Annotated in this window: 24 protein-coding genes; 11 read left to right on the plus strand and 13 right to left on the minus strand. The window is 38.6% G+C overall.

Translation table 11 applies throughout. The annotated features are described in order from the left end of the window. Positions 1-53: 53 nt before the first annotated feature. The gene (locus DEU42_RS03260; protein WP_233506608.1) at positions 54-2,396 is read right to left on the minus strand and encodes an ATP-dependent helicase; all 2,343 of its coding nucleotides are present in this window, start codon (positions 2,394-2,396) and stop codon (positions 54-56) included. 31 nt (positions 2,397-2,427) lie between these two features. Continuing rightward, on the minus strand, positions 2,428-2,835 hold the full coding sequence (locus DEU42_RS03265) for a DUF2809 domain-containing protein (protein WP_114756838.1): 408 nt from the start codon (positions 2,833-2,835) through the stop codon (positions 2,428-2,430). Between the two features lie 140 nt (positions 2,836-2,975). Here DEU42_RS03265 and DEU42_RS03270 point away from each other — a divergent pair, with 140 nt between their 5' ends. The 3 genes from DEU42_RS03270 to DEU42_RS03280 all read left to right on the plus strand — a co-directional run bounded on the left by DEU42_RS03270 (position 2,976) and on the right by DEU42_RS03280 (position 4,825). Beyond that, entirely contained in the window at positions 2,976-3,503 is a 528-nt protein-coding gene (locus DEU42_RS03270; RefSeq protein ID WP_114756839.1) for a hypothetical protein, read from the plus strand. A gap of 101 nt (positions 3,504-3,604) precedes the next feature. Further along, the gene (locus tag DEU42_RS03275) at positions 3,605-4,117 is read left to right on the plus strand and encodes a hypothetical protein (protein WP_114756840.1); all 513 of its coding nucleotides are present in this window, start codon (positions 3,605-3,607) and stop codon (positions 4,115-4,117) included. A 15-nt stretch (positions 4,118-4,132) separates the two neighbouring features. Continuing rightward, on the plus strand, positions 4,133-4,825 hold the full coding sequence (locus DEU42_RS03280; protein ID WP_114756841.1) for a diphthine--ammonia ligase: 693 nt from the start codon (positions 4,133-4,135) through the stop codon (positions 4,823-4,825). Between the two features lie 177 nt (positions 4,826-5,002). On the opposite strand, the gene DEU42_RS03285 is transcribed toward DEU42_RS03280, so the two are convergent. Next, a complete protein-coding gene (locus DEU42_RS03285; protein ID WP_114756842.1) occupies positions 5,003-7,072 on the minus strand; it encodes a M1 family metallopeptidase in 2,070 nt (689 codons plus the stop codon). 141 nt (positions 7,073-7,213) lie between these two features. Between DEU42_RS03285 and DEU42_RS03290 the strand changes: the two genes are divergently transcribed. Next, on the plus strand, positions 7,214-8,992 hold the full coding sequence (locus tag DEU42_RS03290) for a mechanosensitive ion channel family protein (protein ID WP_114756843.1): 1,779 nt from the start codon (positions 7,214-7,216) through the stop codon (positions 8,990-8,992). Positions 8,993-9,005: 13 nt separating this feature from the next. Here DEU42_RS03290 and DEU42_RS03295 read toward each other — a convergent pair whose 3' ends face one another. From DEU42_RS03295 to DEU42_RS03320, 6 genes are all read right to left on the minus strand, one after another. Continuing rightward, positions 9,006-10,604 (minus strand): ATP-binding protein, encoded by a 1,599-nt coding sequence (locus DEU42_RS03295; protein ID WP_114756844.1) that lies wholly within the window; start codon positions 10,602-10,604, stop codon positions 9,006-9,008. Next, complete coding sequence (locus DEU42_RS03300; protein ID WP_114756845.1) at positions 10,605-11,621, minus strand: SpoIIE family protein phosphatase; 1,017 nt, start codon at positions 11,619-11,621, stop codon at positions 10,605-10,607. Beyond that, a complete protein-coding gene (locus tag DEU42_RS03305; RefSeq protein ID WP_114756846.1) occupies positions 11,614-12,030 on the minus strand; it encodes an anti-sigma regulatory factor in 417 nt (138 codons plus the stop codon). Before DEU42_RS03305 ends, DEU42_RS03300 begins: the two co-directional genes overlap by 8 nt. Further along, positions 12,008-12,409, minus strand: a complete 402-nt coding sequence (locus tag DEU42_RS03310) for an STAS domain-containing protein (RefSeq protein WP_114756847.1) — start codon at positions 12,407-12,409, stop codon at positions 12,008-12,010. The genes DEU42_RS03305 and DEU42_RS03310 overlap by 23 nt, the downstream gene beginning before the upstream one ends. A gap of 4 nt (positions 12,410-12,413) precedes the next feature. Continuing rightward, a complete protein-coding gene (locus DEU42_RS03315) occupies positions 12,414-13,265 on the minus strand; it encodes an STAS domain-containing protein (RefSeq protein WP_114756848.1) in 852 nt (283 codons plus the stop codon). A 124-nt stretch (positions 13,266-13,389) separates the two neighbouring features. Then, positions 13,390-13,890, minus strand: a complete 501-nt coding sequence (locus tag DEU42_RS03320) for a DUF6934 family protein (protein WP_114756849.1) — start codon at positions 13,888-13,890, stop codon at positions 13,390-13,392. A 470-nt stretch (positions 13,891-14,360) separates the two neighbouring features. On the opposite strand from DEU42_RS03320, the gene DEU42_RS03330 reads away from it, so the two are divergent. Then, entirely contained in the window at positions 14,361-14,546 is a 186-nt protein-coding gene (locus DEU42_RS03330) for a hypothetical protein (RefSeq protein ID WP_147278049.1), read from the plus strand. A gap of 33 nt (positions 14,547-14,579) precedes the next feature. On the opposite strand, the gene DEU42_RS03335 is transcribed toward DEU42_RS03330, so the two are convergent. Next, the gene (locus DEU42_RS03335; RefSeq protein ID WP_114756852.1) at positions 14,580-14,810 is read right to left on the minus strand and encodes a hypothetical protein; all 231 of its coding nucleotides are present in this window, start codon (positions 14,808-14,810) and stop codon (positions 14,580-14,582) included. Positions 14,811-14,968: 158 nt separating this feature from the next. On the opposite strand from DEU42_RS03335, the gene recG reads away from it, so the two are divergent. The 3 genes from recG (at position 14,969) to DEU42_RS03350 (ending at position 18,505) form a co-directional block, all read left to right on the plus strand. After that, positions 14,969-17,068, plus strand: coding sequence for an ATP-dependent DNA helicase RecG (gene recG, locus DEU42_RS03340; RefSeq protein ID WP_114756853.1), 2,100 nt, complete (start codon positions 14,969-14,971; stop codon positions 17,066-17,068). A gap of 185 nt (positions 17,069-17,253) precedes the next feature. Beyond that, positions 17,254-17,541 carry a hypothetical protein gene (locus DEU42_RS03345; RefSeq protein WP_114756854.1) on the plus strand — a complete coding sequence of 96 codons (288 nt, stop codon included), beginning with the start codon at positions 17,254-17,256 and terminating at the stop codon, positions 17,539-17,541. Positions 17,542-17,713: 172 nt separating this feature from the next. Next, the gene (locus DEU42_RS03350) at positions 17,714-18,505 is read left to right on the plus strand and encodes a glucose 1-dehydrogenase (RefSeq protein WP_114756855.1); all 792 of its coding nucleotides are present in this window, start codon (positions 17,714-17,716) and stop codon (positions 18,503-18,505) included. 136 nt (positions 18,506-18,641) lie between these two features. On the opposite strand, the gene DEU42_RS03355 is transcribed toward DEU42_RS03350, so the two are convergent. Genes DEU42_RS03355 through DEU42_RS03365 form a run of 3 tightly spaced genes read right to left on the minus strand, consistent with a single transcriptional unit; the run spans position 18,642 to position 20,745 of the window. Further along, positions 18,642-18,812, minus strand: a complete 171-nt coding sequence (locus DEU42_RS03355) for a YodC family protein (RefSeq protein WP_114756856.1) — start codon at positions 18,810-18,812, stop codon at positions 18,642-18,644. Positions 18,813-18,842: 30 nt separating this feature from the next. Next, positions 18,843-19,574, minus strand: a complete 732-nt coding sequence (locus DEU42_RS03360) for a hypothetical protein (RefSeq protein WP_114756857.1) — start codon at positions 19,572-19,574, stop codon at positions 18,843-18,845. Positions 19,575-19,578: 4 nt separating this feature from the next. Beyond that, the gene (locus tag DEU42_RS03365; RefSeq protein WP_114756858.1) at positions 19,579-20,745 is read right to left on the minus strand and encodes a zinc ribbon domain-containing protein; all 1,167 of its coding nucleotides are present in this window, start codon (positions 20,743-20,745) and stop codon (positions 19,579-19,581) included. Positions 20,746-20,915: 170 nt separating this feature from the next. Between DEU42_RS03365 and xth the strand changes: the two genes are divergently transcribed. The 3 genes from xth (at position 20,916) to DEU42_RS03380 (ending at position 24,764) form a co-directional block, all read left to right on the plus strand. Beyond that, positions 20,916-21,689 carry an exodeoxyribonuclease III gene (xth, locus tag DEU42_RS03370; protein ID WP_114756859.1) on the plus strand — a complete coding sequence of 258 codons (774 nt, stop codon included), beginning with the start codon at positions 20,916-20,918 and terminating at the stop codon, positions 21,687-21,689. Positions 21,690-22,398: 709 nt separating this feature from the next. Then, positions 22,399-23,121: a hypothetical protein gene (locus DEU42_RS03375; protein WP_114756860.1), complete on the plus strand. Its 723-nt coding sequence runs from the start codon at positions 22,399-22,401 to the stop codon at positions 23,119-23,121. Between the two features lie 776 nt (positions 23,122-23,897). Beyond that, on the plus strand, positions 23,898-24,764 hold the full coding sequence (locus DEU42_RS03380; protein WP_114756861.1) for a bestrophin family protein: 867 nt from the start codon (positions 23,898-23,900) through the stop codon (positions 24,762-24,764). Positions 24,765-24,781 lie beyond the last annotated feature (17 nt).

Genomic DNA, 24,781 nt, shown 5'->3' on the forward strand with positions numbered 1-24,781 from the left:
AAAAAAGCTGATTTGTGTTCGAAATCAGCTTTTTAATATTTATTAAAGAATAATTAACCAAGTATATCCAGCTTGGCAAAACGTAATAATAGCTTTTTGATACCGCCAACTTCAAAGTGAATTTCAGCTTTCTTGTCGGCGCCAACGCCTTCCAGATTCAATACTTTACCTTTACCAAAACGTTCATGCATCACTACGTTACCTATTACCAGTTTGGTGTCAGGCATTGCAGGCCCTGACGAAACAGGTGCATTACTGCTCATAGGCTTTAGCTTACGGATAGGAATATCCGGTTTAGGCTCATTATCAGTAACCCATTTTGGCGGAGCTGTATTGGTTGGTTTATTTAGCCTTAGTTTCGATTTATCTACATCACCAAAGATATCAGCATTAATCATTGGCTTGTATTTATAATTCGACTCAGCCGGTGTAAGATATTCTAAGTATTTATCGGTAATCTCTTCAATGAAGCGTGAAGGTTCACTATCTACCAGTTTACCCCAACGGTAACGAGATTGTGCATAGGTTAAATATGCCTGATGCTCTGCACGGGTAAGCGCTACATAGAATAGCCTGCGCTCTTCTTCAAGTTCACTGCGGGTATTCATACTCATGGCGCTCGGGAAAAGATCCTCTTCCATCCCTACTATAAATACATGAGGGAATTCAAGTCCTTTTGCAAGGTGAATGGTCATAAGTGCTACACGGTCATCATCGCCGGTATCGTTGTCCATATCAGTGGCAAGGGCAACATCTTCAAGGAATTCAGATAAGGCACCACGAGCATCGTCTACTTCCTTCTGACCCTCAATAAAGTCCCTGATACCACTCAATAATTGCTCAATATTTTCTATACGGGCAATACCTTCGGGTGTTGCGTCTTTTTTAAGCTCCTGAATAAGTCCGGTTTTCTTGGTAACGTGATCTGCAAGGAAAAAGGCGTCCTGCGTCTCATTAATTACCTGAAAACTCTTAACCATAGTTACAAAGTCATTCAGCTTATTTTTAGTACCACTGTTTAGTTTAAGATCTATACGATCAATGTTCTCCATTACTTCATAAATAGAACGACCGTAGTGATTAGCTGCAACCGTAAGTTTCTCAACAGTGCTATCCCCTATTCCCCTTGCAGGATAATTGATAACACGAATAAGTGCTTCCTCATCCTTAGGGTTTATCACCAGCCTTAAATAAGCCAATATGTCCTTTATCTCTTTCCTCTGATAGAATGAGAGACCTCCATAAATACGATACGGGATATCACGTTTACGTAAGGCATCTTCCATAGCGCGTGACTGCGCATTGGTACGGTAAAGAATAGCAAACTTATTATTGGTCAGTTGGTGCTGCATTTTTTGTTCAAAAATGGTACTGGCAACAAAACGACCTTCCTCGCCATCGGTAAGGCTGCGATGCACTTTGATTTTAGGACCTTCATCATTGGCAGTCCAAACCACCTTATCAAGCTTGGTTTTATTATTATCTATAATTGCATTTGCCGCTTCTACAATATTCCTGCTTGAGCGGTAGTTTTGCTCAAGGCGGTACATCTGTACATTCTCGTAATCTTTTTGGAAGTTCAGGATGTTATTAATGTTAGCTCCACGGAAAGCATAGATACTCTGTGCATCATCCCCTACCACACAAATATTCTGAAAACGATCTGAGAGCGCACGAACAATAAGATACTGCGAGTGGTTGGTATCCTGGTACTCATCTACCAGTATATAACGGAAACGATCCTGATACTTCGCAAGTACATCCGGGAAACGGTTCAGTAATTCGTTTGTACGAAGCAACAGGTCATCAAAATCCATCGCTCCGGCTTTAAAGCAACGCTCTACATAAGCTTCGTATATCTCGCCAAGGCGTGGCTTTTTAGACATCGCATCAGCTTCCTGTAATTCAGGGTTGTTATAATAAGCTTTAACGGTAATAAGGCTGTTCTTATACGAAGAAATACGTCCTAAAACCTGTTTAGGCTTATACACATCCTTATCAAGCTGCTTTTCTTTAATGATAGAACTGATAAGACGAACACTGTCCTGAGAATCATAAATCGTAAAGTTTGACGGATAGCCCAGTTTGTCAGCCTCAAAACGAAGAATTTTAGCAAAAATCGAGTGAAATGTACCCATCCAAAGATTCTTAGCTTCTGAGTTACCTACAATGTCGGCAATACGTTTCTTCATCTCCTTCGCCGCCTTATTGGTAAAGGTCAGTGCAAGAATATTGAATGCATCAACACCCTGACTCATCAGGTATGCGATACGAAGGGTAAGTACCCTGGTTTTTCCCGAACCTGCTCCCGCAATAACGATCATCGGACCGTCTTTTTGAAGCGTTGGTGCCTGCTGGGCTTCATTTAACTGGCTTATATAACTACGAATATCCATTTCTACGATTTACAACGCAAAAATAGCTATTTTAACTGATATTCTTATCGTCCGGCCTTCCTTTGAAAAGCATAAATTTTTCAAAAAGAAAAGCAGCTATTACGCCAATAGTATATGCCAGTATATCACTCCATAAAAAGCCTGAACCAAGCAACAGTTTTCCGGGAATGGTCTGCCGGACTGCAGTGATCCACTCTGCCTGATAGAGCTGTAATACTTCAATACAATAACAGATAAGCAATGCTGCAACTGCTCTTGCTTTTATATTTTTATGAGGCACGCAAAAACTGACGATATAAAACATCATAAATGCATACAATATATCGCCCAGATAAAGATTCAGAATATCAGGAAACCAATGCTTTTTAAGCCTTACAAAGAGACCCGTTACTATAGTCAGAAAACTGACGATTAAAAATATAATCCTTTTGTTTTTCATGGTTGGGCATGTTTAGCCTCAAATATAATTGCAAATTATTTGAATTGCACACTTACGGAAAAAACTTATTTCCTTATTTTCGCTTCTGCAATTTGAAACCCTATTGTAACGTTATACCAAAAACACATTACTATAAACCTATGAGCTCAGACAAAATTATTGAACTTGCTTTTTATACCCTTCCGGCACTTATAACAGGAGGAGTTGCTTACTACTTTTTTAGCATGCATACCCGTAACGAAGAAGGCCGTCGCCGTTACCTGATACACAAAGAAGCACAAAAGAATGCTCTACCGCTTCGCCTGCAGGCTTATGAAAGACTTACTTTATTCCTTGAAAGGATAAACCCTGCGAAGATATTGATAAGAATAACTCCTCAGTCGTCAAACAAACACGATTATGAAGAGTATCTTGTGTCACAAATTGAGGTAGAATACGAACATAACCTTTCACAGCAGATTTATATCTCTTCCGAAAGTTGGGACATTGTTACTACTGCCAAGAATGCTACCATACAGATGGTACGAAAAACGACTGCCGATCCTGCAATCGCAACAGCACAGGAACTGCGCGAAACACTATTAAAAAATCTTTTCGACAAGCAAAGTCCAAGCAGTGTTGCCATTGCTCACCTTAAGAATGAGGTATCAGGCCTTTGGAGCGAGTAACAGATTATTAGATCATTCGATATTTAGAAGCATTTGCCATAGCAAGTGCTTTTTTATTTATGTTTGTTGGGTATATAACTACGTAACACAGTCAATTATAAATGAAATTATTTTACGTAATCATCTTTCTTTTGACAACCGTTTTCAGCCAGGTACAGGAAAGAATAAAAACTTCAGAAATTTACATTTCTAAAGAAATTGCTTATAAAGAAAGCAACAATACGATTTTTACAGGTATAGCAGAATATAGAAAAAATAACGGTCATCTTGTCTTTGAAAAAGAATATACAAATGGATATATAACTAAATATACTTTGTATTATAATACAGATGAAAAAATAGTCTCTGACGAAACATTATATTATGAAAATAATATTAAGAAAAGACATATCATCTTTGCATCAAGCTCCGACTACCCTTTAAAAACCATTACTGATTTTGACCTGAATGGCAAAAAAACACTTGAAGAGCAATACCTGGGAGATAAGCTTATATATCATTGCGAATATTTTAACGGAAAGAAACATGGCACCATTTATAGTATCGATAAAAACAATGTTAAGCATAGTTGCACATATAATAACGGAAAAAAAATAAAATATACTGCTTCATAATCTAGCGTGACCATAATGCCAAATACTTTAAAAACCTATTTCAACTGGAGCAGCGGTAAAGACAGTGCGCTGGCACTACATTACCTGCTACAGGATAAAAATTACAGCATTGAGTGTCTATTCACATCCATAAGTTCAGAATATGACAGGGTGAGCATGCATGGACTTCGCAAGGAACTTTTACAAAAACAGACAGAAGCCCTTGGCATTCCTGCAAAAATTATCCAACTTCCTCCCCATCCTACCAATGCCGAGTATGAAGCGCTAATGAAAGAAACAGTTTCCGAATTATTAGCTGATGGCTATGAGTGTACTGCCTTTGGTGATATATTTCTTGAAGACCTGAAAACGTACCGCGAAAAACAATTAGAACCTTACGGTATTAAAACTATTTTTCCGCTATGGCAAAAAGACACAAAAGAATTACTTACAAATTTCATAGATTTCGGTTTTAAAGCCATTACCGTTTGTGTAGATGGCAGCAAGCTCGACAGCTCATTTGTTGGCCGTCTTGTAGACCATGATTTTATTAATGATCTGCCGGAAAATGTTGATATATGCGGAGAGAATGGCGAGTTTCATACCTTTTGCTTTGACGGGCCTTACTTTAAACAGCCCGTACAGTTTACTAAAGGTGAGGTTATAATGAAAGAATATCACACTAATGGCTTCAAATCGCAATTATGGTTTTGTGATTTGTTGCCTTAAATCATATTTGTAAGGCTTTATAATAGCTTCGGAGAAGCGACATATTTATAGTTTATATTCTTTTTATACTATAAAAGCTCCGGAGGAGCGACATATTATTATGCCGCTCCTCCGGAGCTTTTAAAATTGTTTACAATTATCCTCTATAAATATTCCACCTCTCCGAGGCTTAAATAACTACTTCTCCGCTAATAACTTTTCAAGACTTTTCTTTTCAGCTTCAGGTAATGATGGCAATAAGTTTTCAAATTGCTGACGATACCCTTCTTTCTTCAACAGCTTACGGATGTTATCCTTACCAAATTTCACAAACTGCCATTTGTGGTGCAAGGTTGCATTTACAAGGTTTTGCAACATTACAGTATCAGGTTTGCCAATATATATCAGGTTTGCCAATGCATTCGTACGTACAGTACTTTCATATTCAGGAGCAGCATATCTGAGGAGTTCACCATAAAAACTTTCTTTTTCCTGCGTACGGTAATCCTTAGCTGTATAAGCGAGAGTAAGCCATAATATACGCAGGTTCTTATCGTTAAAGCCAACCCAGTCTTTACCTACCTCTAAAAACTCAGCCTTACGGTCTGGAAAGTTTTTACACAATACATTAATCGCAATCTCACGGGTAATGTAAGATTCGTCATAAAGAAAGGTTTTGTATTCATCAGTAAAACTTGCCGGAAAACTGGTAACTGTTCGTGCTACCGCCTGACGAATCCTTAAATCCTTACTTTGCATCGCAAGGCGGACAAAATCAGCTTTCTGTTCAAAAGGTACTTCAGCCGTCTGGTATATTGCCTCTTCCTTCAAAGCATAATATGCATTTGACCTGAGCAACTGCATAAATGTTTCTTTCTTTTGCTCAAAGGTGTTGTCCATCAATTCCCCCAGTTCAAAATATAATGCCATTGACTCATTCTTTTTAAGCAACTCTATTGCCTCGTGTACTTCAAAGCCTCCGGTTTCAAGCCAGCGTTTCTTCCAGTTGTTCGTGTCATAGTCGCTTATCTTATTCACTTCAGCCAGAAACTCATCGGTATTTACATTGCTAAAAGCATATTTTTCGAGATAGCTCTTTACTGCTTTTTGGAAATTCTCATACCCTACACCTTCTCGCAATACATGTAGTGCCCATGCGCCTTTTTGATAAAAAGACAAGCTGCTTGCTTTCTCATTCATAACCGGAATAGTATCAGTCTTTGCTACCTGCTGTAAACGCTCTGCCATCTGGTACATTTCGTAATTGAAATGATCATCCCCAAAAAGCTTCTGTTCTGCCAATAGTGCATAATAAGTCGCAAAACCTTCCTGTAGCCAGTGATGTTTACCACTTTCGGCAGTAACAATATCGCCAAACCACTGATGGGCCAATTCGTGGGCATTTACATTGGTATAAGTACGATCATTAAACCCTATGGAATCTACCACAAAGTCCTGTGCGAAGATGGTTGAGGTTGTATTCTCCATACCGGCATATAAAAAGTCAAGCACAGGAACCTGTCTATAAACTTTCCATGGATATTTAAAACCTATCTCCCTCTCAAAAAAATCAAAAATATCCCAACTGTAACGGTATGTGGTTGCAAACATACTGCTGTCCTGTTCTCTCAGGTAAAATTCCAAAGGAGTTTTAGAAGCAGTTCCCATCTGCCATTTTCTGTACTTGCCAATAGCCAGCATAACAAGATAGCTACTCATGGGTTTTTCCATTTTATAACTCCATTGCTGGTCATTTCCTTTGATAGCTTTATCTTTAAGTTCTCCATTAGATAATACAGTATAATTTTTATCAAATGAAGCAGATATATTAAAAATAACCTTTTCGTTTACATCATCAAAGCTTGGCAGCCAGTGACTGGTATACTTGCCCTGACCCTGGGTCCATAACTGTACATCCTGACCATCTTTCACAAAATATAGTGTCTGCTTTGGTAGTGCCGTATAATTAAATTCAACCGTATTTTTTCCCTTTTTAAACCCTTTATATAATTTTAAGGTTTTCGCTGAGCTAACCCAACCTGCCTTCTTTCCATTGATCTTCACATCGCTGAACTGCATATTCTTCGCATCAATAAAAATGGTATCCGTTTTTTTATCTATGACTTCAAAGGAATAAACAACCCTACCCATAACTTTCTTAAGGGGAACATCAAAAGACAAATAAGCATCAGCAGTAATAAAATCAACCTTTTTGGTTTGCTGTGCGAAGGTTAGGGCAGTAGTCAGCAGTAAAAGAAAGTATCTCATATAAGGGAATGATATTTATACAAAGCTACACAATTGGCAAAGCATAGACAATGCTTTATTTTCTCAACTTCTCGTTAAAAACTTTATCATGACCGTTATATTTTCATAAATTTATAGCTATTGCACCCTTATTACATCCTTATGAGACCTTACCTGCAAAGAACAATATACTTTATCGCTTTATTAATACTGAGCCTGCTACCCTATAATACTGCAGCCCAGTTATTGAGTGCTACAAAATCGCAAACTGAGGAAACCCCTAAAACTGAACCGGACTCATTAGGCAGACGTACGCCACAGGGCACCGTAAACGGTTTTATAAAAGCGATTTCAGAAGAAAAATATGTCAGGGCAAGTCAGTATCTGGTATTAAGCAGGCGTTCCTACAGGAAAGAAAAAGAAAGGATTCGTATAGCACAGGCATTTCAGCGCTTACTGGATCAGAGAGGCGACATGGAAGTAACATCATCCATAAGCAATAAAGAAAGCGGCAAAACCGATGACGACCTACCTCCCGGAATTGACAAAGTAGGAACCATTACTACCAACAATACAGTTATCAATATTTACATAGAAAACCAATCTGAAGACGATAAACCGGCGCTTTGGTTATTCTCCGATGAAACCGTTAGTGCCATTGCCAACGCCACTATTGACGATGACACCTTTTTAGACAGGATTTTACCCACTACATTAAAAGAACGTAAGCTTGGCGGAGTTCCGGTTGGTCACTGGCTTGTGGTTGTGGTAATGACATTACTATGCTATATGGTTGCCTGGGGTATTGTTTCACTAATTAGTTTTATCCTGACATTAGTATGGCCAAAAGCCCGTACCGAAAAGATAACCGCAATTATAGAAGCATTCAACCTGCCTGTACGCTTATACCTTGCGGTATGGATTTTTATAAGTGCAACACAACGTATGGGAATTTCAATTATAGTCCGCCAGCGTTTTAGTGTAATTATCGTTACCATAGCCATCGTATCGTTTTTGATGCTGCTATGGAGACTTGCCGATCTTCTGAGTATTTATACTAAAAGGAGAATGACCGAAAGAGGGCGTATCTCTGCCATATCTGTAATACTCTTCCTAAGGCGTACAACCAAAGCCGCAATAGTAATTGCCGGAATCATTGCCATATTAGGTGCAATAGGCGTTGACGTTACTGCAGGACTTGCAGCATTGGGAATTGGGGGTATCGCATTAGCATTGGGGGCACAAAAAACCATGGAAAACTTTGTGGGCAGCGTTTCGCTTATTGCCGACCAGCCTTTAAGGGTAGGCGATCTTTGCAAGGTAGGTGATATCAAAGGAACAGTAGAAAGTATTGGGATGCGCTCAACAACACTACGAACAGCCGCCAGAACGATAGTAACCATTCCTAATGGCGAACTTGCTGCCAGTAAAATAGAGAACATGGCCCATCGTGATCGTTTTTTGTTCAATCCTGTTCTTACATTCAGGATGGAAACCACACCGGACCAATTACGATTTCTGTTAGTTGAAATTAGAGCATTACTGTATTCTCACCCCGGAATCTTAAATACCCCCCCAATCGTACGCTTTACAGGAATTACAGCCGATGCCATGAAAGTTGAGGTTACTTCATATATTGAAGCCAACAACTTTGACGATTCTCAGGAAGTACAGGAAGATCTTTTGCTTCGTATTTTAGATATCATTGATAAAAGCGGTACAGGACTCGCCTACCCTTCTCAAACTATTTATTTTGCAAAAGACTCAGGCAATTCTGCCGAAAAAACCTCTCAGGCCGAAGACACCGTAAAACAATGGAAAGAAAAAGGCGAACTCCAACTCCCTAAATTTGATCCAAAACACGTCGCGGAAATCAAAGGAAGTATAAGATATCCCGAAGAAGGGAGTGTAGTGAAACCGAGCGAAGAGAACGAATTATAAATATTAGATATACTTAAACAGGCAAATAAACATCTATGGTAGTGCCTTGATTTGGAATACTTGAAATCTCGATACTACCGTGGTGATTTTCGATGATCTTTTCACATAAAGCCAGACCGATGCCCGTACCTTCATATTCACTCTGGTGATGAAGCCTTTTAAAGATGGTAAATATTTTAGAAAGGTGTTTTTCTTCTATACCTATACCGTTATCAATCACAGCTATTTTATGAAAAAATTGTTGTTTTTTTTCAACTTTATCATAGTTTATAACAACCTTTGGCTTGCCCTCAACAAATTTTAGTGAATTGCCTATAAGGTTATAAAACAACTGGCTTAACTGTATAGGTATACCCTGTATAACAGGAAGTTCTGCTACTGTAATAGCAGCATTTTTTTCTTCAATCTGAAATTCAAAATCACCTATAACCTCGTTTAGTACAACATTGAGGTCGACTGCAGAAAAGCTTCTGTCATCAACAGAAAGCTTAGAATAATTAAGTACATCGGTTATAAGGCGCGACATACGTTCGGCAGAAGAATTAATTTTATTAAAATACAGTTTCTCTTTCTCTTCTTCAGACAGGTTACGCTCAGCTAAAGAGGTGAAGTTTCGTATTTTACGTAAAGGTTCCTGAAGATCATGGCTTGCTATATAAGCAAACTGTTCCAGTTCCTTATTCTTTTTGGACAATTCGGCATTTGAAGTTTTAAGATTTTCCTGTGCCTGCCTTAACTCTTTATTGTCTTTTAATGTTTCTTCAACAAGTTTTTGGGCATGGATATTAACCATCGATATAATGTAACCAAAAACATCTCCGTTTTCATTATTATCAGGTACTATGGAAATAAGGTGCCAAAGGTATTCATCTTTACTGCTTATTCTGGCCTGTCCTGAAAAACTGCTACCTCTTCGTTTCACAGTATCCCATGCATTACTCATCATTGCAATATCATCGGGATGAAAAACAGTAGCTATGGAAGTTTGCGTAAAGCTATTGAAACCTGAACCAAAAACCTCATTAACTCTTTTGTTGGATAATGTAACTGCGCCCGTTGCAGTAACCGAAAACACCAATAACGGCAGTGTATCTGTAAGTTGCCTGTATTTAGATTCGCTTTCGCTGAGTTTTTCTGAAAGCTCAATCAGTTGTATGTTCTTTTTACGAAGCTCATCATAAGGAGAAAATGATATTTCTTTTTTAAAATAGTCAATAAAAGAGGCTATTCTAACAGGAGAAATTATACCTGAAAAAGGAATTTTAAGATTTAGCAGTATCTCATAAACCCCATTATGATGCCTTTTTACAATTTCCTTTGATAAACGGGAGGCATAGGCATAAGCCTCAGGGTTGCATTTTTCAAGATCAACCCCATCAGTTATTACAGCCGTAATTTCCTTCTTTCCTCCACTTAAAAAAGTAATTCCTAATTTAAGATTAGAGTTTTCTCCGTAAGCAATGGAACATCTTGCAATTTCAGAAACAGCAGTAGCAAACCTCGTTTGAGCCGAAAGCATTAGTCCGCACAATTCTGCCAGCTTCATGGTGCGTTTATGCGCCATGATCAGATCCATTTCATTATCGAGATTTATACGTACTATTTCTTCCATTTATAGATTTATTTTGGCAGCAAATACTGTCATGTCATCATTGTGTCGTGCATTATCTTTATAAAGTACAGCAGCTATTACATTAGGATCAAATTTTAAGATTCCCGCTAACTCGGAAAGATTCCATCTTGTACGCAAGCCATCGGAATGCATTATAAGCGTCTGGTACTTTTCAAGATCTTGTACAGAATCATTAATAGTCCGGGGAATGTTATGCCCTATTATACCATTGTAAGGTGTATAATTCCTGGCTGATAATCCTGTATAAATACTTGTGGATATATTACCTATACCGCATAACATCCATTTTTTTGCCTCAAAATCTAAATATACTACCGTTGCAACAAGCCCGCGTGTTTTTTTAACCTGTTGATTAATATACCTTAATACTTCTGACGGACTCTGTTCTTTACAATCCTTAAATGCTTTAATTGCTTCTTCAGCAGCTTCGTGTGCATTTATACCGTGCCCCAGCCCATCTCCCATAAAAAACTGATATCCATTACCAAATCTTTTAACGGCATAGCCATCACCACACACTTTCTCTCCGGGACAACACACCTGTACTGCACCAATATCTATGTTTTTTTTTAAGGCGGAAGGATTGAAATCTTTTGCATATATTTTACTATGCACTAATGTCCCCCACCCTTTATTTGTAAAAACACTTGATGTATGGCTTAAGCGCTCAATTGCACCAAGTCCTTGTCCAAGGGTATCTGACGTAGATATTCCGTCCTGTCGCATCCTGGCAAGATTAGAAATCCCCTTACCATTATCAATACAATATATTTCAAAAAAAGGGCCGTTTTCATCAGAACTTACCCTGTATAAAAGCTCACCTTCTTCTGCAAATTTTACAAGATTGGATGTTAATTCCGAAACTACAATATCAATTTCTCCTACTTTCTGTGAACTAAATCCCTCGCCAACCACAAGAGTATGTATTTCTCTTTTCACATAAGACACATAACTCCTGTCATCTATTTTGTAGTTCAATAAGACTTTATCAGCCATTCTTCCATTTTATTATTGTCACTGTGGTTCCTTCACCTTCAGCTGATTTAATATCAAATTCATTTACAAGCCTTTTTGTTCCGGGCAGGCCTAACCCCAGACTTTTGCCTGTACTGTATCCATCTTTCATGGCCAGGTCTATATCCTTTATACCAGGGCCTTTATCGGAAAATCTCAATAAAATTCCATTTTCACGACCATTGGTTACAGACTCTATCTCAACAGTACCTCCACCGCCATATTTTAGCAGGTTTCGCACTAACTCGCTGGCAGCAGTAATAAGTTTGGTCTGGTTCAGTATACCCATACCTATTTTTACTGCTTCCTCTTTGACCTTATTCCGGAAGGGAACAACATCCTGTTCGCGAACTATAACAAAATCGAGTTTATTCAGTGTTGTTGTTCTCATCATAATAACTTTGGCCTTCACTTAATAAAATTTTTGAACGCAAAAGTTCCATTCCTTTTTCAACATTAAGCGCAGTAGAAACACCCGTAAGCGTAAGCCCTAGTTCTACCAAAGTCATTGCTACTGCAGGCTGCATACCTACAATAACGGACTGAGCCCCCATAATTCGGGACATAATACCTATATTACCAAGTATACGCCCCATAAAAGAATCAATGATTGAAACCGAGGAAATGTCAATAAGAACTCCTTTAGAGTTATTTTTTTTTACAGCATTTACAAGATCGCTCTCCAGATTTTCGGCTAGCTGATCGTATAAATCTACCTGTATGGTGACTAATAAAAAATCACCCATTTTTAAAATAGGAATTCTCTCCATTAATCTAGCTGTTTATAAAATTTCCTTTCTTTTTATTCACTTCAAGCTGTAGCATATTAAATGCGGTTTGAAGCGCACTTGCCAAGGTAGATTTTGTTATGATATTAGAAAGATCTATACCTAAATGTACAACGATTTGTGCAATTTCCGGCCTGATACCGCTGATGATACATTCAGCACCCAACAATCTCGTTGCACTTACGGTCTTAATAAGATGTTGAGCCACTAGTGAATCAACCGCCGGCACACCTGAAATATCAAGAATAGCAATGGTACTTCCCGTCTCCACAATTTGTTGAAGCAGATTCTCCATTACTACCTGAGTCCTCGCACTGTCAAGCGTACCAATTATTGGCAGAGCAACAACGCCATCCCACACACGGATAACGGGAGTAGAAATTTCAGTAATCTCATCCGTTTGCCTTGATATTACATCTTCGCGTCCCCTGATAAAAGCTTCAAATGTAAGTATGGCCATATTATCTATGATCTTGCTTACTTTTAAGCTATCTTCATAAAGTCTTACCGGATCAGTAATTTCTTTTGAAAGCGTTTCTAAAAGAGCTTCCTTGAATGTAAACATATAAACTCCTGTTTCCCTTGGTGTAAAACCTCGTTTAGCCCTTGAAACAGAAATACCCATGAGTACATCATGAACTTTTTCAAACGACCTTGCATCCTGGTCATTAATATTAGTATCATTTAACGCGCTTAAAAAAGCACTGACGAAATCTTCAGAATCTTCCTTTTGGTCGTCTGCGTTAAAATAACTGTCCTGAGCCATTTGTTTTGAAACCCAAAGTTCAAGAATGGCATCTTTTTTTTCTTTCAAAATTTTTACTGATTTATCTTCCATTAGTATTAATCGTTTCTAAAATTAGCTAACTGATGTTTTAATAAGAGTTGACCTCAATTTAGGGGATACATATTCTAACAAAGATACCCCTTTAGATTTCACAAATGTTACTTTTAATACATATTTACTTATAACTTATTACATTATAATTTTTGTTCAAATTAATTCTCTTCACAAAATACCCTTCAACATCCTGCGATGTGGTGAACGGAACATTAACAAGCTTACCCTCTGCATTATGTACAGCACCATACACCACGAAGTTTTTGGTAATCTCGATAAGATTACGGGAAAGAAACATACGGTAAAGACGCATCTTGACCGTGTTATTGCTCCCAAAAAGTACATAGGCTTTAGGATAGACCGAACTAAAGATATAAACCGAGTATACTACCGTATTGATAACCTTATTCCAATCGCTATTATTACTTAGGTTAATATCGTCTACTTCAACAGTAGTATCATCATTAAAGATAATATCCCCAAGACCAAGGTTATACACATTCTCATTTAGCGTTTTAGAATATTTCACAATTTTATATATGCTACCGCTCTTACCGTCACTGGTAAATTCAAAGACGGTAAAGTCCCCGTTAGAAGAGAGTTCATATTGAGATCCTTCCATAGTTTCAAAATTATTCTGTTAAATTGCAGCCCATCCATCACAAAATGCCACGCTTATAACTTTAATTACCATACCTTTATCATCCTGAAGCTTATTAGATAGTTTCTTATTCAGGATTTTATACCAAAAAACTACCGGGAGATAACATACTCTTATTGAAAAATGTTTTCGCAGAATTTTAATTAAAAAGTATTTATCATGAAATTATTCTTGTTTTCTGCATCAGTTACTGGTGCTCTCATTATTAGTTTTTTTATTATCATTAATGTTTTAAGTATTGGTAATTTAGGCGACTGGATTTTATTTTCCAGCCTGATTACCCTGTTTTTTATGTGCGTTATAGGGATTGCTCTCAATTATAAACCATCAGCAATAATCAAGCGGGTTAATAGTAAAATACCTGATATCTTTTTTTAGGATAGTATGCTAATTGCCGATTGAAAACCATTAACATTATAAAAAAAGTAATTATGAGTAAATTCATTGAAATAAAAGAAAACAACCTTTTGCATAGCATAAACATTGATTTTATCATCAGTGTTTCAGAAGACATTAGAAACAAAAAAACTATTATATACCTGCAAAACAGGGAAATTCTAACCGAACTTACCCTTGAAAAGGTAAAGGTGCTGATTGCTAACGCTTCACCCTATTAAATTTAATAATGCGGCATATCGCCGCATTATCTATTAATTAATGAGATCAAACTCATCGTTGACAAACTCCCTCATTTTTCCGGCTGATGTATCAGCACTATAATCAAATACAGAAAAATATTGTTCTATCACAATTGAATTCTGTTTGATTTCTTTTAAGATACCCTGTACACATTCTACAGCCTTTATACTATCTGAATATCTTTTTACAGTATTTATTGTTATTGGGTAACCCAATTGCTGTACCAATCCACCTAAATCCATAATGTATTGAAAATTAAATATTTATTATATAAATATACTTTTTAATTGCTCAATAACACGGATATTAACATAGAATTGTATTTGCAAAATACCGCTTCTTATACTTTTGGTAAGTTACCGGCGCTTTATTACCTTCGTACTTCAATCTATAAGCCTGAATGAACAACCTACTCGAAACTCCCATAGAATACCTGAAAGGTGTGGGTCCGGCGCGCGGTGAGCTGCTTCGGAAAGAGTTGGGCATACATAAATATGGCGACCTCATAAAGCTTTACCCGAACCGATACATAGACCGTACGCGCTACTACAAGATCCAGGAGCTGCTAAACAGCAACAGTGAGGTTCAGGTTGTGGGGAAAGTGATTAACCTTAAATCCGTTGGGGAGAAACGAACCCGCCTTGTAGCCACCTTTACTGATGGTACCGGCGAAATGGAACTGGTTTGGTTTCAGGGTCAGAAATGGATTCGTGAGAACCTGAAGATCAATGTGCCGTATGTGGTGTTTGGCAAGGCAAGTGCATTTAATGGCGTGTTCAACATGGCGCACCCTGAGATGGAACTCCTAACCGAACACGAACAAAGCCTTCGTAGTGCTATGCAGCCCATCTACCCTTCTACCGAGAAACTGATACAGCGGGGAATTACTAACAAGGTCGTGAACAAGATCATGCAGCAGCTATTTATCGAGACACAGGCGTTGTTCAGCGAACCGTTGCCTGCACACCTTGTAAACGAACTACAACTAATTCCTAAGAACGCTGCCCTTTTCAACATACATTTCCCTAAGAGCCAGGACTTGCTGGCAAGGGCACAGTTCAGGCTGAAGTTTGAAGAGCTGTTCTTTATACAACTACAGCTGATTACCAAGAACATCATCCGTAGGCATAAGATAAAAGGCCACGCCTTTGATAAGGTTGGCTCCTACTTTAACGACTTTTACAATAACCACCTGCCATTTAGCCTAACCGGAGCCCAAAAACGCGTTCTCAAAGAGATACGCCACGATATGGGACAACCCGCGCAGATGAACAGGCTATTGCAGGGAGATGTAGGCTCAGGGAAGACAATTGTCGCTATGATGAGTATGCTACTGGCGCTGGATAATGGTTTTCAGGCGTGTTTGATGGCACCTACCGAGATCCTCGCTAATCAGCATTTTTTAGGACTAAGTGAGTTGGCTACACCATTAGGAATCAATATAAAGATACTGACCGGTTCAACTAAAACTTCAGAAAGAAAAATCATCCATGAACAGCTTGAATCAGGGGAATTGCATATCATCATAGGTACCCATGCCCTACTCGAAGACAAGGTGCAATTTAAGAACCTTGGGCTTGCCATTATTGACGAGCAGCACCGTTTTGGTGTGGAGCAGCGCAGTAAGCTGTGGCATAAAAATGAGATTCCGCCGCACGTGCTGGTGATGACCGCCACTCCTATTCCGCGTACGTTGGCTATGAGCCTGTATGGCGATCTGGATATCTCGGTTATCGATGAGCTGCCTCCGGGACGTAAACCCATACAGACCGTACACCGCTACGACAGCAACCGACTTAAGGTTTGGGCGTTCCTGCGCGAGGAAATCGCCAAAGGCCGTCAGATATACATCGTTTACCCGTTGATACAGGAAAGCGAGAAAATGGACTACAAAGACCTGATGGACGGTTACGAGAGCATTTCGCGCGACTTCCCATTGCCGCAATACAGCGTGAGCATCGTTCACGGAAAAATGAAACCTGCCGAAAAGGACAGCGAAATGGAACGCTTCGCTAAAGGTAAAACCAACATTATGGTAGCTACTACCGTTATAGAGGTGGGTGTAAACGTACCCAATGCCAGCGTGATGATCATAGAGAGTGCTGAGCGTTTCGGGCTTTCGCAGTTGCACCAGTTACGCGGACGCGTGGGCCGTGGTGCCGAGCAAAGCTACTGCATACTCATGACAGGCCAGAAACTGAGCAACGATAGCAAGATACGTATGGAAACCATGTGCCGTACCAACGACGGCTTTGAGATCTCTGAGGTTGACCTAAAACTACGAGGCCCCGGCGACATTATGGGTACGCAGCAAAGCGGTGTCCTGAACCTTCAGATTGCCGACCTCGTGAAAGACCGCGACATACTGCAGTTGGCACGACAGTATGCCATTAAGATACTTAAGGACGATGCCGCCCTGGCAAAACCTGAGCATACTGCCCTACGCAATGCTTTTCTTGAAATGAGCAAGAAGAAGAATATCTGGAACTACATTAGCTAAAGCTATTTCGGGTTACGGGTTTGGGGTTTAGAGTTGCTTACTCATATCCACAGTTCAGCCAAAGCTGAAAGCCGAACTGACGAAGTAATATCATACAAAATACTGACAACAAATTAGTTAAACTTTAAACATTTACCCCAACGGTGGCTTTATTGTCGTACCTTACATAGCTAAAGCTGTGCGTCATGACAAAAACTGAAAAGAAGGAACAACTGAAAAAAATGATACAGGAGTTCCTAAATGAGAAGGACCCAAAGAATTTAACGCATATGCGTAACCTTATTTACATCGAGCTGACCCACCTGCCGATGTCATCTAACGATAAGAACGCCATTGAAGACGCCATGTACTTATGGAACTATAACAGCGACCGTTATATTGCCAACCCTAAAAGCATTACCATTCGCACCTCTCTTATGGCTGATTTTGAAGCCATCGTAAAAACGGTTGATACTTCACTGCTGAAGAATTAATCCCGCCTAAAAAACACAACAAAATTCGTAGTGAATTTCTTGTAACGCTTCATTATTTTATGCCAAATTATAGAGACGATGCAGGTAAATCAATTATTCAGTTAATTAACAAAGCGTTAACCCTTACAGCATTTTGTGGTTCGTAATTTTAGTAAAAACAAAATTACACATCATGAGTACATTTAATGGAAAAACGGTAATTATTACCGGTGCAGGTATGGGATTAGGCCTTGCAGCAGCTAAAGTTGTTGCTGATCGTGGGGCAAACCTTACCCTTGTAGATTATAACGAAGAAGCTTTAAGCAAAGCTAAAGAAGAGATACTTTCAACTGCGCCCAACGCAAAAATACTTACTATAGTGGCTGACGTTTCTAACGAGGAGGCCGTAAAAAACTACGTTGACAAAACCATTGCCGAGTTTGGACAAATAGACGGATTTTACAATAATGCCGGTATAGAAGGAAAACAGGCGCCTATCACGGAGTATGATATTGACGTATTTAAAAAAGTGATTGACATTAACCTTATGGGTGTTTATTACGGGCTGCGCTATGTTATCCCTGCGATGCAGAAAAACGGCGGCGGAAAGATTGTGAATGTAGCCTCGGTAGGTGGTATTAGAGGGGTTGTAAACCAAATGCCGTATGTAGCGAGTAAGCATGCCGTATCCGGTATGACAAAAAATGCCGCGATTGAGTACGGAAAAGACAATATTTTTACCAATGCCATTGCGCCGGGAGCGATCTTGACCCCAATGGTGGCAGGTGCCTTTAAGCAGGTAAACCCACAAGACCCTGCCGCTGCCGAAAAAGAATATGCACAGCGCAACCCTACCCGACGCCTGGGTAAACCGGAAGAAGTAGGTAAACTCGTTGCCTTTTTGCTTAGCGACGACTGCCAGTACGTAAACGGCCAAACCATAGCCATAGATGGTGGGGAGTCTAACCTGTACGGTAACTCATAACAGCAACACTAATAAAGTATAAACCCCGGAGATTATCTTTGGGGTTTTGTTTTATATGGAAATGTTGAAGTTTTTAAAGTTGTAAAGTTTCTTGTAACTGTTATTGCGAGGAGGAACGACGTGGCAATCTGAAATACTATTTGTCTTCATCTAATTTTAATTGGTCAGCATGAAAGGCATATGCATTGATTTTACCATCTTCATACCATTCAACTTTTACATAGGAATTTCCACTATTTATTTCAGAAACAGACATTCTTGGGCTTCCTGATTTCAGTCGCACTACATCACCAATTTTAAAACTCATAATTATAAAATTTAATTTTTAACTATATTTTTATTTAAAGTCAGCCAAATGAACCAACTCTTCTATTATCATTCTAAGCTCACTTTTATATTTATCGATATCAGGTTTCTTTGCTACAAATCTTCGATTATGCGCACTTGTATCTGCTAATTTTTTAATATGAGGAAAATATTGCTTGGTTGTCCTTCCGAGATTCCAATTTTTATGTGATAACAAAGCATCTATAAGAGCACTTAACATATAAAAATTACCATCGGAATCTTTTATCTCGTCAGAGACATTATATTTCTCAAAAATTTCAATAACCAAAGTTTCAAGTAATTTCCTTATCATCACAAGAGATGCATCATATTGTTGTAAATCATAGCAAATAATTGCTTGACTCGCAACTTTTGTTATATATCCCCTAGTATTTTCAACAAGCTCTAAAGGGAATAAATCAGATGAAGGAGTAATTATTTTTGGTGCATTAACTTCTATATCAATTTCGTTTTTTCGAATTCTCTCTAAATAATATAATCCTTGCTGCAGAACATATTTTGGTAATTTATTCTTTGATTTTTTAGAGTTGATTGCTAAATACTGAGCTATGTTAGAATATTTTGGCATACGGAGAGCATCATAATAACCTTCAATATCTTTACTTTTCACCCCATTAATTCCTTTAATAATTGTGTGGTAATAAATAAAATAATCTATTTTAGCACTTATCGTTATTTTATCAAAGTTTTCAATTTTATCAACAAACTGTTCTATAGACATATCTTTAGTTATTCCAATTTCTAAGTTTATTTATACCTTTTGTAGAAACTATCCAACCTAAAACTTTATCATATTTCACCCAACCTTTTACTTGTGCATTACTTACACAGCTTTTCATATTTTCTGGTATTTTATTTTTAAGTTCATCATAACAAGTATAAAGATGATCATAAGTAATTGGTTGTATCTTTAAAATATTTTGCAAATAAGACATAAAAACTAATGTTTTTTCTGAATCGCTATTCATTGTAAATTTTGCAGAATAATCTTTTAAACTTTCTTGTTTATCAGGATAAAAATCTAAATCGCTCAATAATTTATAAGACCTACTTGATTGGCGTTTAGTTTTAGATTTCGCTTCTTCTGATTGTTCTTTATGTTTCACAGTCGGGGAAACCCTTTTGATTTTAGGTGAAGAACTAGCTTGTCTATTCAAAATTTCAATAGCTTTATTTTTTCCTTCATCTAAAACTGAATATCCCGAAGCAAGAGGGTTAATATAACCTGCGACAACAGCTCTTTGAATATTTATAGAAAGTTTTGAAGTTGTAGTTTTTGTAAATTTATTAGCTTCTTTATATTTTTCAACAATCTCTTCTCTTGAAAACATATCTTCACCAAATTTGGAAGCATAGAAAGATAATACAACCAACCATTCAAGATCAGTTGACGGTAAATTTTTCATAGCAATAGCTACAAGCGCAGGATATTCAATATTACCAGCATTGAACTTGTTATTTATAGAATTTGATTGTGGCCTTTTGAATTTACTTTGCACATCCTGATCCTCAGTATTTATATCTGTATAATCGATTTCCTCTGAAGTTTCATCCTGAATATTATCATTTCCAATATTCTGAGTATTAATTGGTATACCTTTTACTCTTGGTGTATAGGCATCTTTTAATATTCCTGCTAAATCTTTACCTACATTATCACTGAATGAGGCTTCAATAACTCTTTCATTTGCAGTTTCACGTAACTTAAAAGTATTGGAAGATTTCGGAAATTTATCATCTGATAATGGAAATCCACATCCACTACAAAATTTTGCATTTTTAACAATTTCTCTATTACAATTTTCGCATTTCAATTTAACGCCACAATTAACACAGAAATCATGAGATTCATCTTGTTCAAAATCACATTGTTGGCAAACTACATTTTTCATACTTCATTGATTTAAATATATCGACTTATAAAATTACTTCATGGATTTACACAAAAACTCATCGTACAAATAACTTATTAACAGTTTATTTAACAATTGATTAATAGTCATAATTTAAAAAATCTGTTGACCCCCTCAATCATTTCCAAATTCTTTCGTAACTTCCCTTTATGAAAATCGCAACCTATAACGTAAACGGGGTAAATGGCAGGCTACCAGTATTGCTGCAATGGCTTAGTGAGACACAGCCGGATATCGTATGCCTTCAGGAGTTGAAAGCCCCACAGGAGAAATTTCCTGTTGATGCCATTAACCAAGCAGGTTATGATGCGGTGTGGCACGGGCAAAAGCAATGGAACGGTGTCGCCATTCTTACCAAAGCCGGTATGGACGTTAAGGAAGTTGGGCGTGTGCTTCCCGGTGATGCTGATGATGTACAGAGCCGTTACCTGGAGTGTATGGTAAATGATATCCTTATCTGCTGCCTGTATCTGCCGAATGGCAATCCTGCTCCCGGCCCCAAATTCGACTACAAGCTAAAATGGTTTCAACGCCTTAGCAACCGTGCGCAGGAACTGCTCAACTTCAAGATTCCCGTGATACTGCTGGGTGACTTCAACGTGATGCCTACCGAACGCGACGTATACAAACCCGAACGCTGGGTAGACGATGCGCTCTTCAGGCCGGAGACACGTGCTGCTTTTCATAACCTTGTCGCACAGGGCTGGACGGATGCCCTACGCCACCTCTACCCTAACGAAACCATATATACCTTTTGGGATTACTTCCGCAATGCCTACGGGCGCGATGCCGGACTGCGCATCGACCATTTCCTTTTGAGTCCGCAACTCGTAGACAGGCTTAAAGACGCCAAGGTTGACAAGTACGTACGCGGTTGGGAAAAGACCAGCGACCATGCTCCGGTGCGGATAGAGCTCGGCTAAAGCCTTGCGGTTGTTTGGTTTTGGGTTTCGGGTTTTGGGTTGCTTACTCAACCGTGAGTACTGTTTTGAAAATATTAGACTGAGTGGTTTCCCCTCCTTCGGTGGGGTGTCCGTAGGGTGGGGTGGTTAATTTTATACCAGGAAGGATATGATAAAACCACCCATTCGCTGTGGCTAACACCCCTCTAAAGGAGGAGGTATCCTACTTTTACTCTTAATTTAGCATGAGTGAAGCTTGTTCCCCTCTTGAGAGTCCCGATAGCTATCGGGATAGGGTGTGTCATTGTTGCGCAGTTTAAAGTTTCGGGTTTAGAGTTGCTTACTCTGAATTGGCCTCACCCCTAACCCCTCTCCAAGGGAGAGGGGAACTCATAGCTGCTTACTCTACCGTAAATATTCTTGTGAGAATTCCCCTCCTTCGGAGGGGTGCCCGTAGGGTGGGGTGGTTAATTTTATACTAGCAAGGATATGATAAAACCACCCGTTCGCCGTGGCGAAACACCTCTCTAAAGGAGGACGTATCCTACTTTTACTCTTAATTTAGCATGAGTGAAGCTTGTTCCCCTCTTGAGAGGGGTTAGGGGTGTGTTATCGCTCAACGTTAACTCGCATTGTTAAAAAAATCTTAAAAAATTTAACATTAAAAACCCTTCATAAAGTATTAATTGTTTTTCTTTACAGCAACCAAACAATTATTAAACAAATACTTATGAGTAAGATTAAAATGATGCTGGGAGTGCTTTTACTGGCAGTAACCCTGCCGGGCTTTGCCCAGGCTAAAAAGAAAGTTGCAGTTGTTACTTTTTATGCTGACAGGAATATCGACCTATCGGATGTAGGCGGTGCCGGTGTTACCCTGGTCGCAGAACTTCTGGATGATCCCACTTTCAACCTGAAGCCCCTTATCGACAAGTACCACGACAAATTCTTTAAGGACTACGCTCCTAAATTTCCTTTTGACATTGCCCCTGAAACAACAGTAACCGAAAATGCGGCATATCAGGCCTACCTACCGGAATATGCACCCGGTTATGAGGTTACACGCTATGTTGTGCCTGCCGGATATAAGGCTATAGATGCTTATTATGGCAAAAAGAACGTAAAGGAAATGGTTAAATTATTTTCCGATTATGATGGTGTACTGTTTGTATACATTTCATTCTCAATGAATAAAGGTTTTGGCGTTGGCGGTACGGCAACTACAAAAATGAAAGCGTACACAAATATCACCCTGTATAACAAACTAGGCACTAAAGTATTCACTATCAACGAAAATGCCAATGCCAAACAAACAGGTATGATGGTTAGCGGTGTACCTGTATTGGATGCCAACAAGGTAATGCCACAGTGTGAGAGCGCCCTTGAAGAACTTATGGAAGATCTTGACAAAAGACTTCAGAAAATTATAGACAAAAGTGCTAAAAAACTGTAAATGACACGATTTCATAAATTAGTTGCACCAAAACACAACATAAAGCATTAAATATAAAGTATCTTTATACTGTGCTATAACAAGTTATAGTTTTGTAAGGATCTTATTGGTTATGCAAATCCCTTCTGTAAAACAGAAGGGATTTTCTTTTTATATGGTTTTCAATATTTTACAGATTAACAATCCCGCTTACCGCTTAAATCCGGCCTTTTACCTCAATAAATTTTTTATGTGATTACAGGAGGTTACATTTGATATAACATTTAATTACAATGTTTATGAAAAATGCCCCCACACATTTGTTCGTGAAGCACCTTAGATTGACACTTTCAGCATTTGCCTACTCAATTGCGCACCTGCAGGAAATCATCAGGTTATGAACACAAAAGGCAGGCTTTTCAGAAAGGCCTGCCTTTTAGATTTTCTCCCGGACCGACCCATGCATGCTGATTAAAAATTAATCCGCGAAAATATATTACTCCCTAAACTTTTCCGGCTAACTGCAATCCGGAACTAACACTGCAAAATTACAACCGCAATTTTAACCTTTACTGAAATGATTCTTTCAGTCATGATATAGTATTTTTCCGTATGTGATTTTTGCTAAATTTGTGTGCTTTCGCAAAAGTGTCGCGAAAAGTAACATTAAAAATTAGTTTACTGATAAACAACACTTTAACCCTCTCTAATTTTACGCACGAAAATGGCGTTTTGAGAGCAAAAAGTGCAATATTAATTTTACATCTAATTTGTTAAAAACAAAGAAATAACACAATATGATTTCATACAATCCTAAGGAATGGTTTTCATTTATTTTCAGGTTTCACAAAGGTGAAACGTTTGGCAAATTATTGCCACTGATGGTTGCCATAGCAGCATACTCCGCTCTTATAGCTTTTCTTGAGATAGAAGTGTTTAAACTATCCGAAACCAGTCATGTAAAGAATGTAACCGTAATGCATACCATGTTAGGTTTTGTGATTTCATTGTTGCTGGTTTTTAGAACGAATACGGCCTACGATCGTTGGTGGGAAGGCCGCCGTATGTGGGGCGGACTCGTAAACAGCAGCCGTAACCTCGCCCTGAAACTGGCAGTAATGCTTAAAGACAAAGAAGATAAAGAGCTGTTCAGAAAGCTCATACCTGCTTATGCTGAGGTACTAAGCCAGCACCTTAAAAGTGCTGATATAAACCACGAATTGTTTGATGATATAACTCTTTCCACAAACCTTTACAATCATAAACCCAACCAGATAGCCAAAACCATTATGGCTAAACTGAACGACCTTTACCAGGCAGGTAAACTTAGTGGTGAACAGCTTATTGTGCTAAACGCCGAAATACAGTCATTTACTGATATTTGTGGCGCCTGCGAACGTATCAAAAACACGCCTATCCCCTTCTCCTACAGTGCTTTTATCAAGAAATTCATTTTCGCTTATGTCGTAACGCTGCCTTTTGGTTATGTGTTCCAGTTGGGCTATTATGTTATACCGGTCGTGGTGTTCATTTTTTATGTGCTCTCCAGCCTTGAACTTATCGCTGAAGAAATCGAAGAGCCTTTCGGCGACGACCCTAACGACCTGCCTACCACTAAAATGGCCGAGAATATCAGGAAAAACGTAGAGGAACTGTTGTATTAGGGCGTGCCCTCCATTGC

Origin of the sequence: Flavobacterium sp. AG291 (assembly GCF_003350375.1) — a bacterium.
In the GTDB taxonomy this organism is placed as follows: Bacteria; Bacteroidota; Bacteroidia; order Flavobacteriales; family Flavobacteriaceae; genus Flavobacterium; species Flavobacterium suzhouense.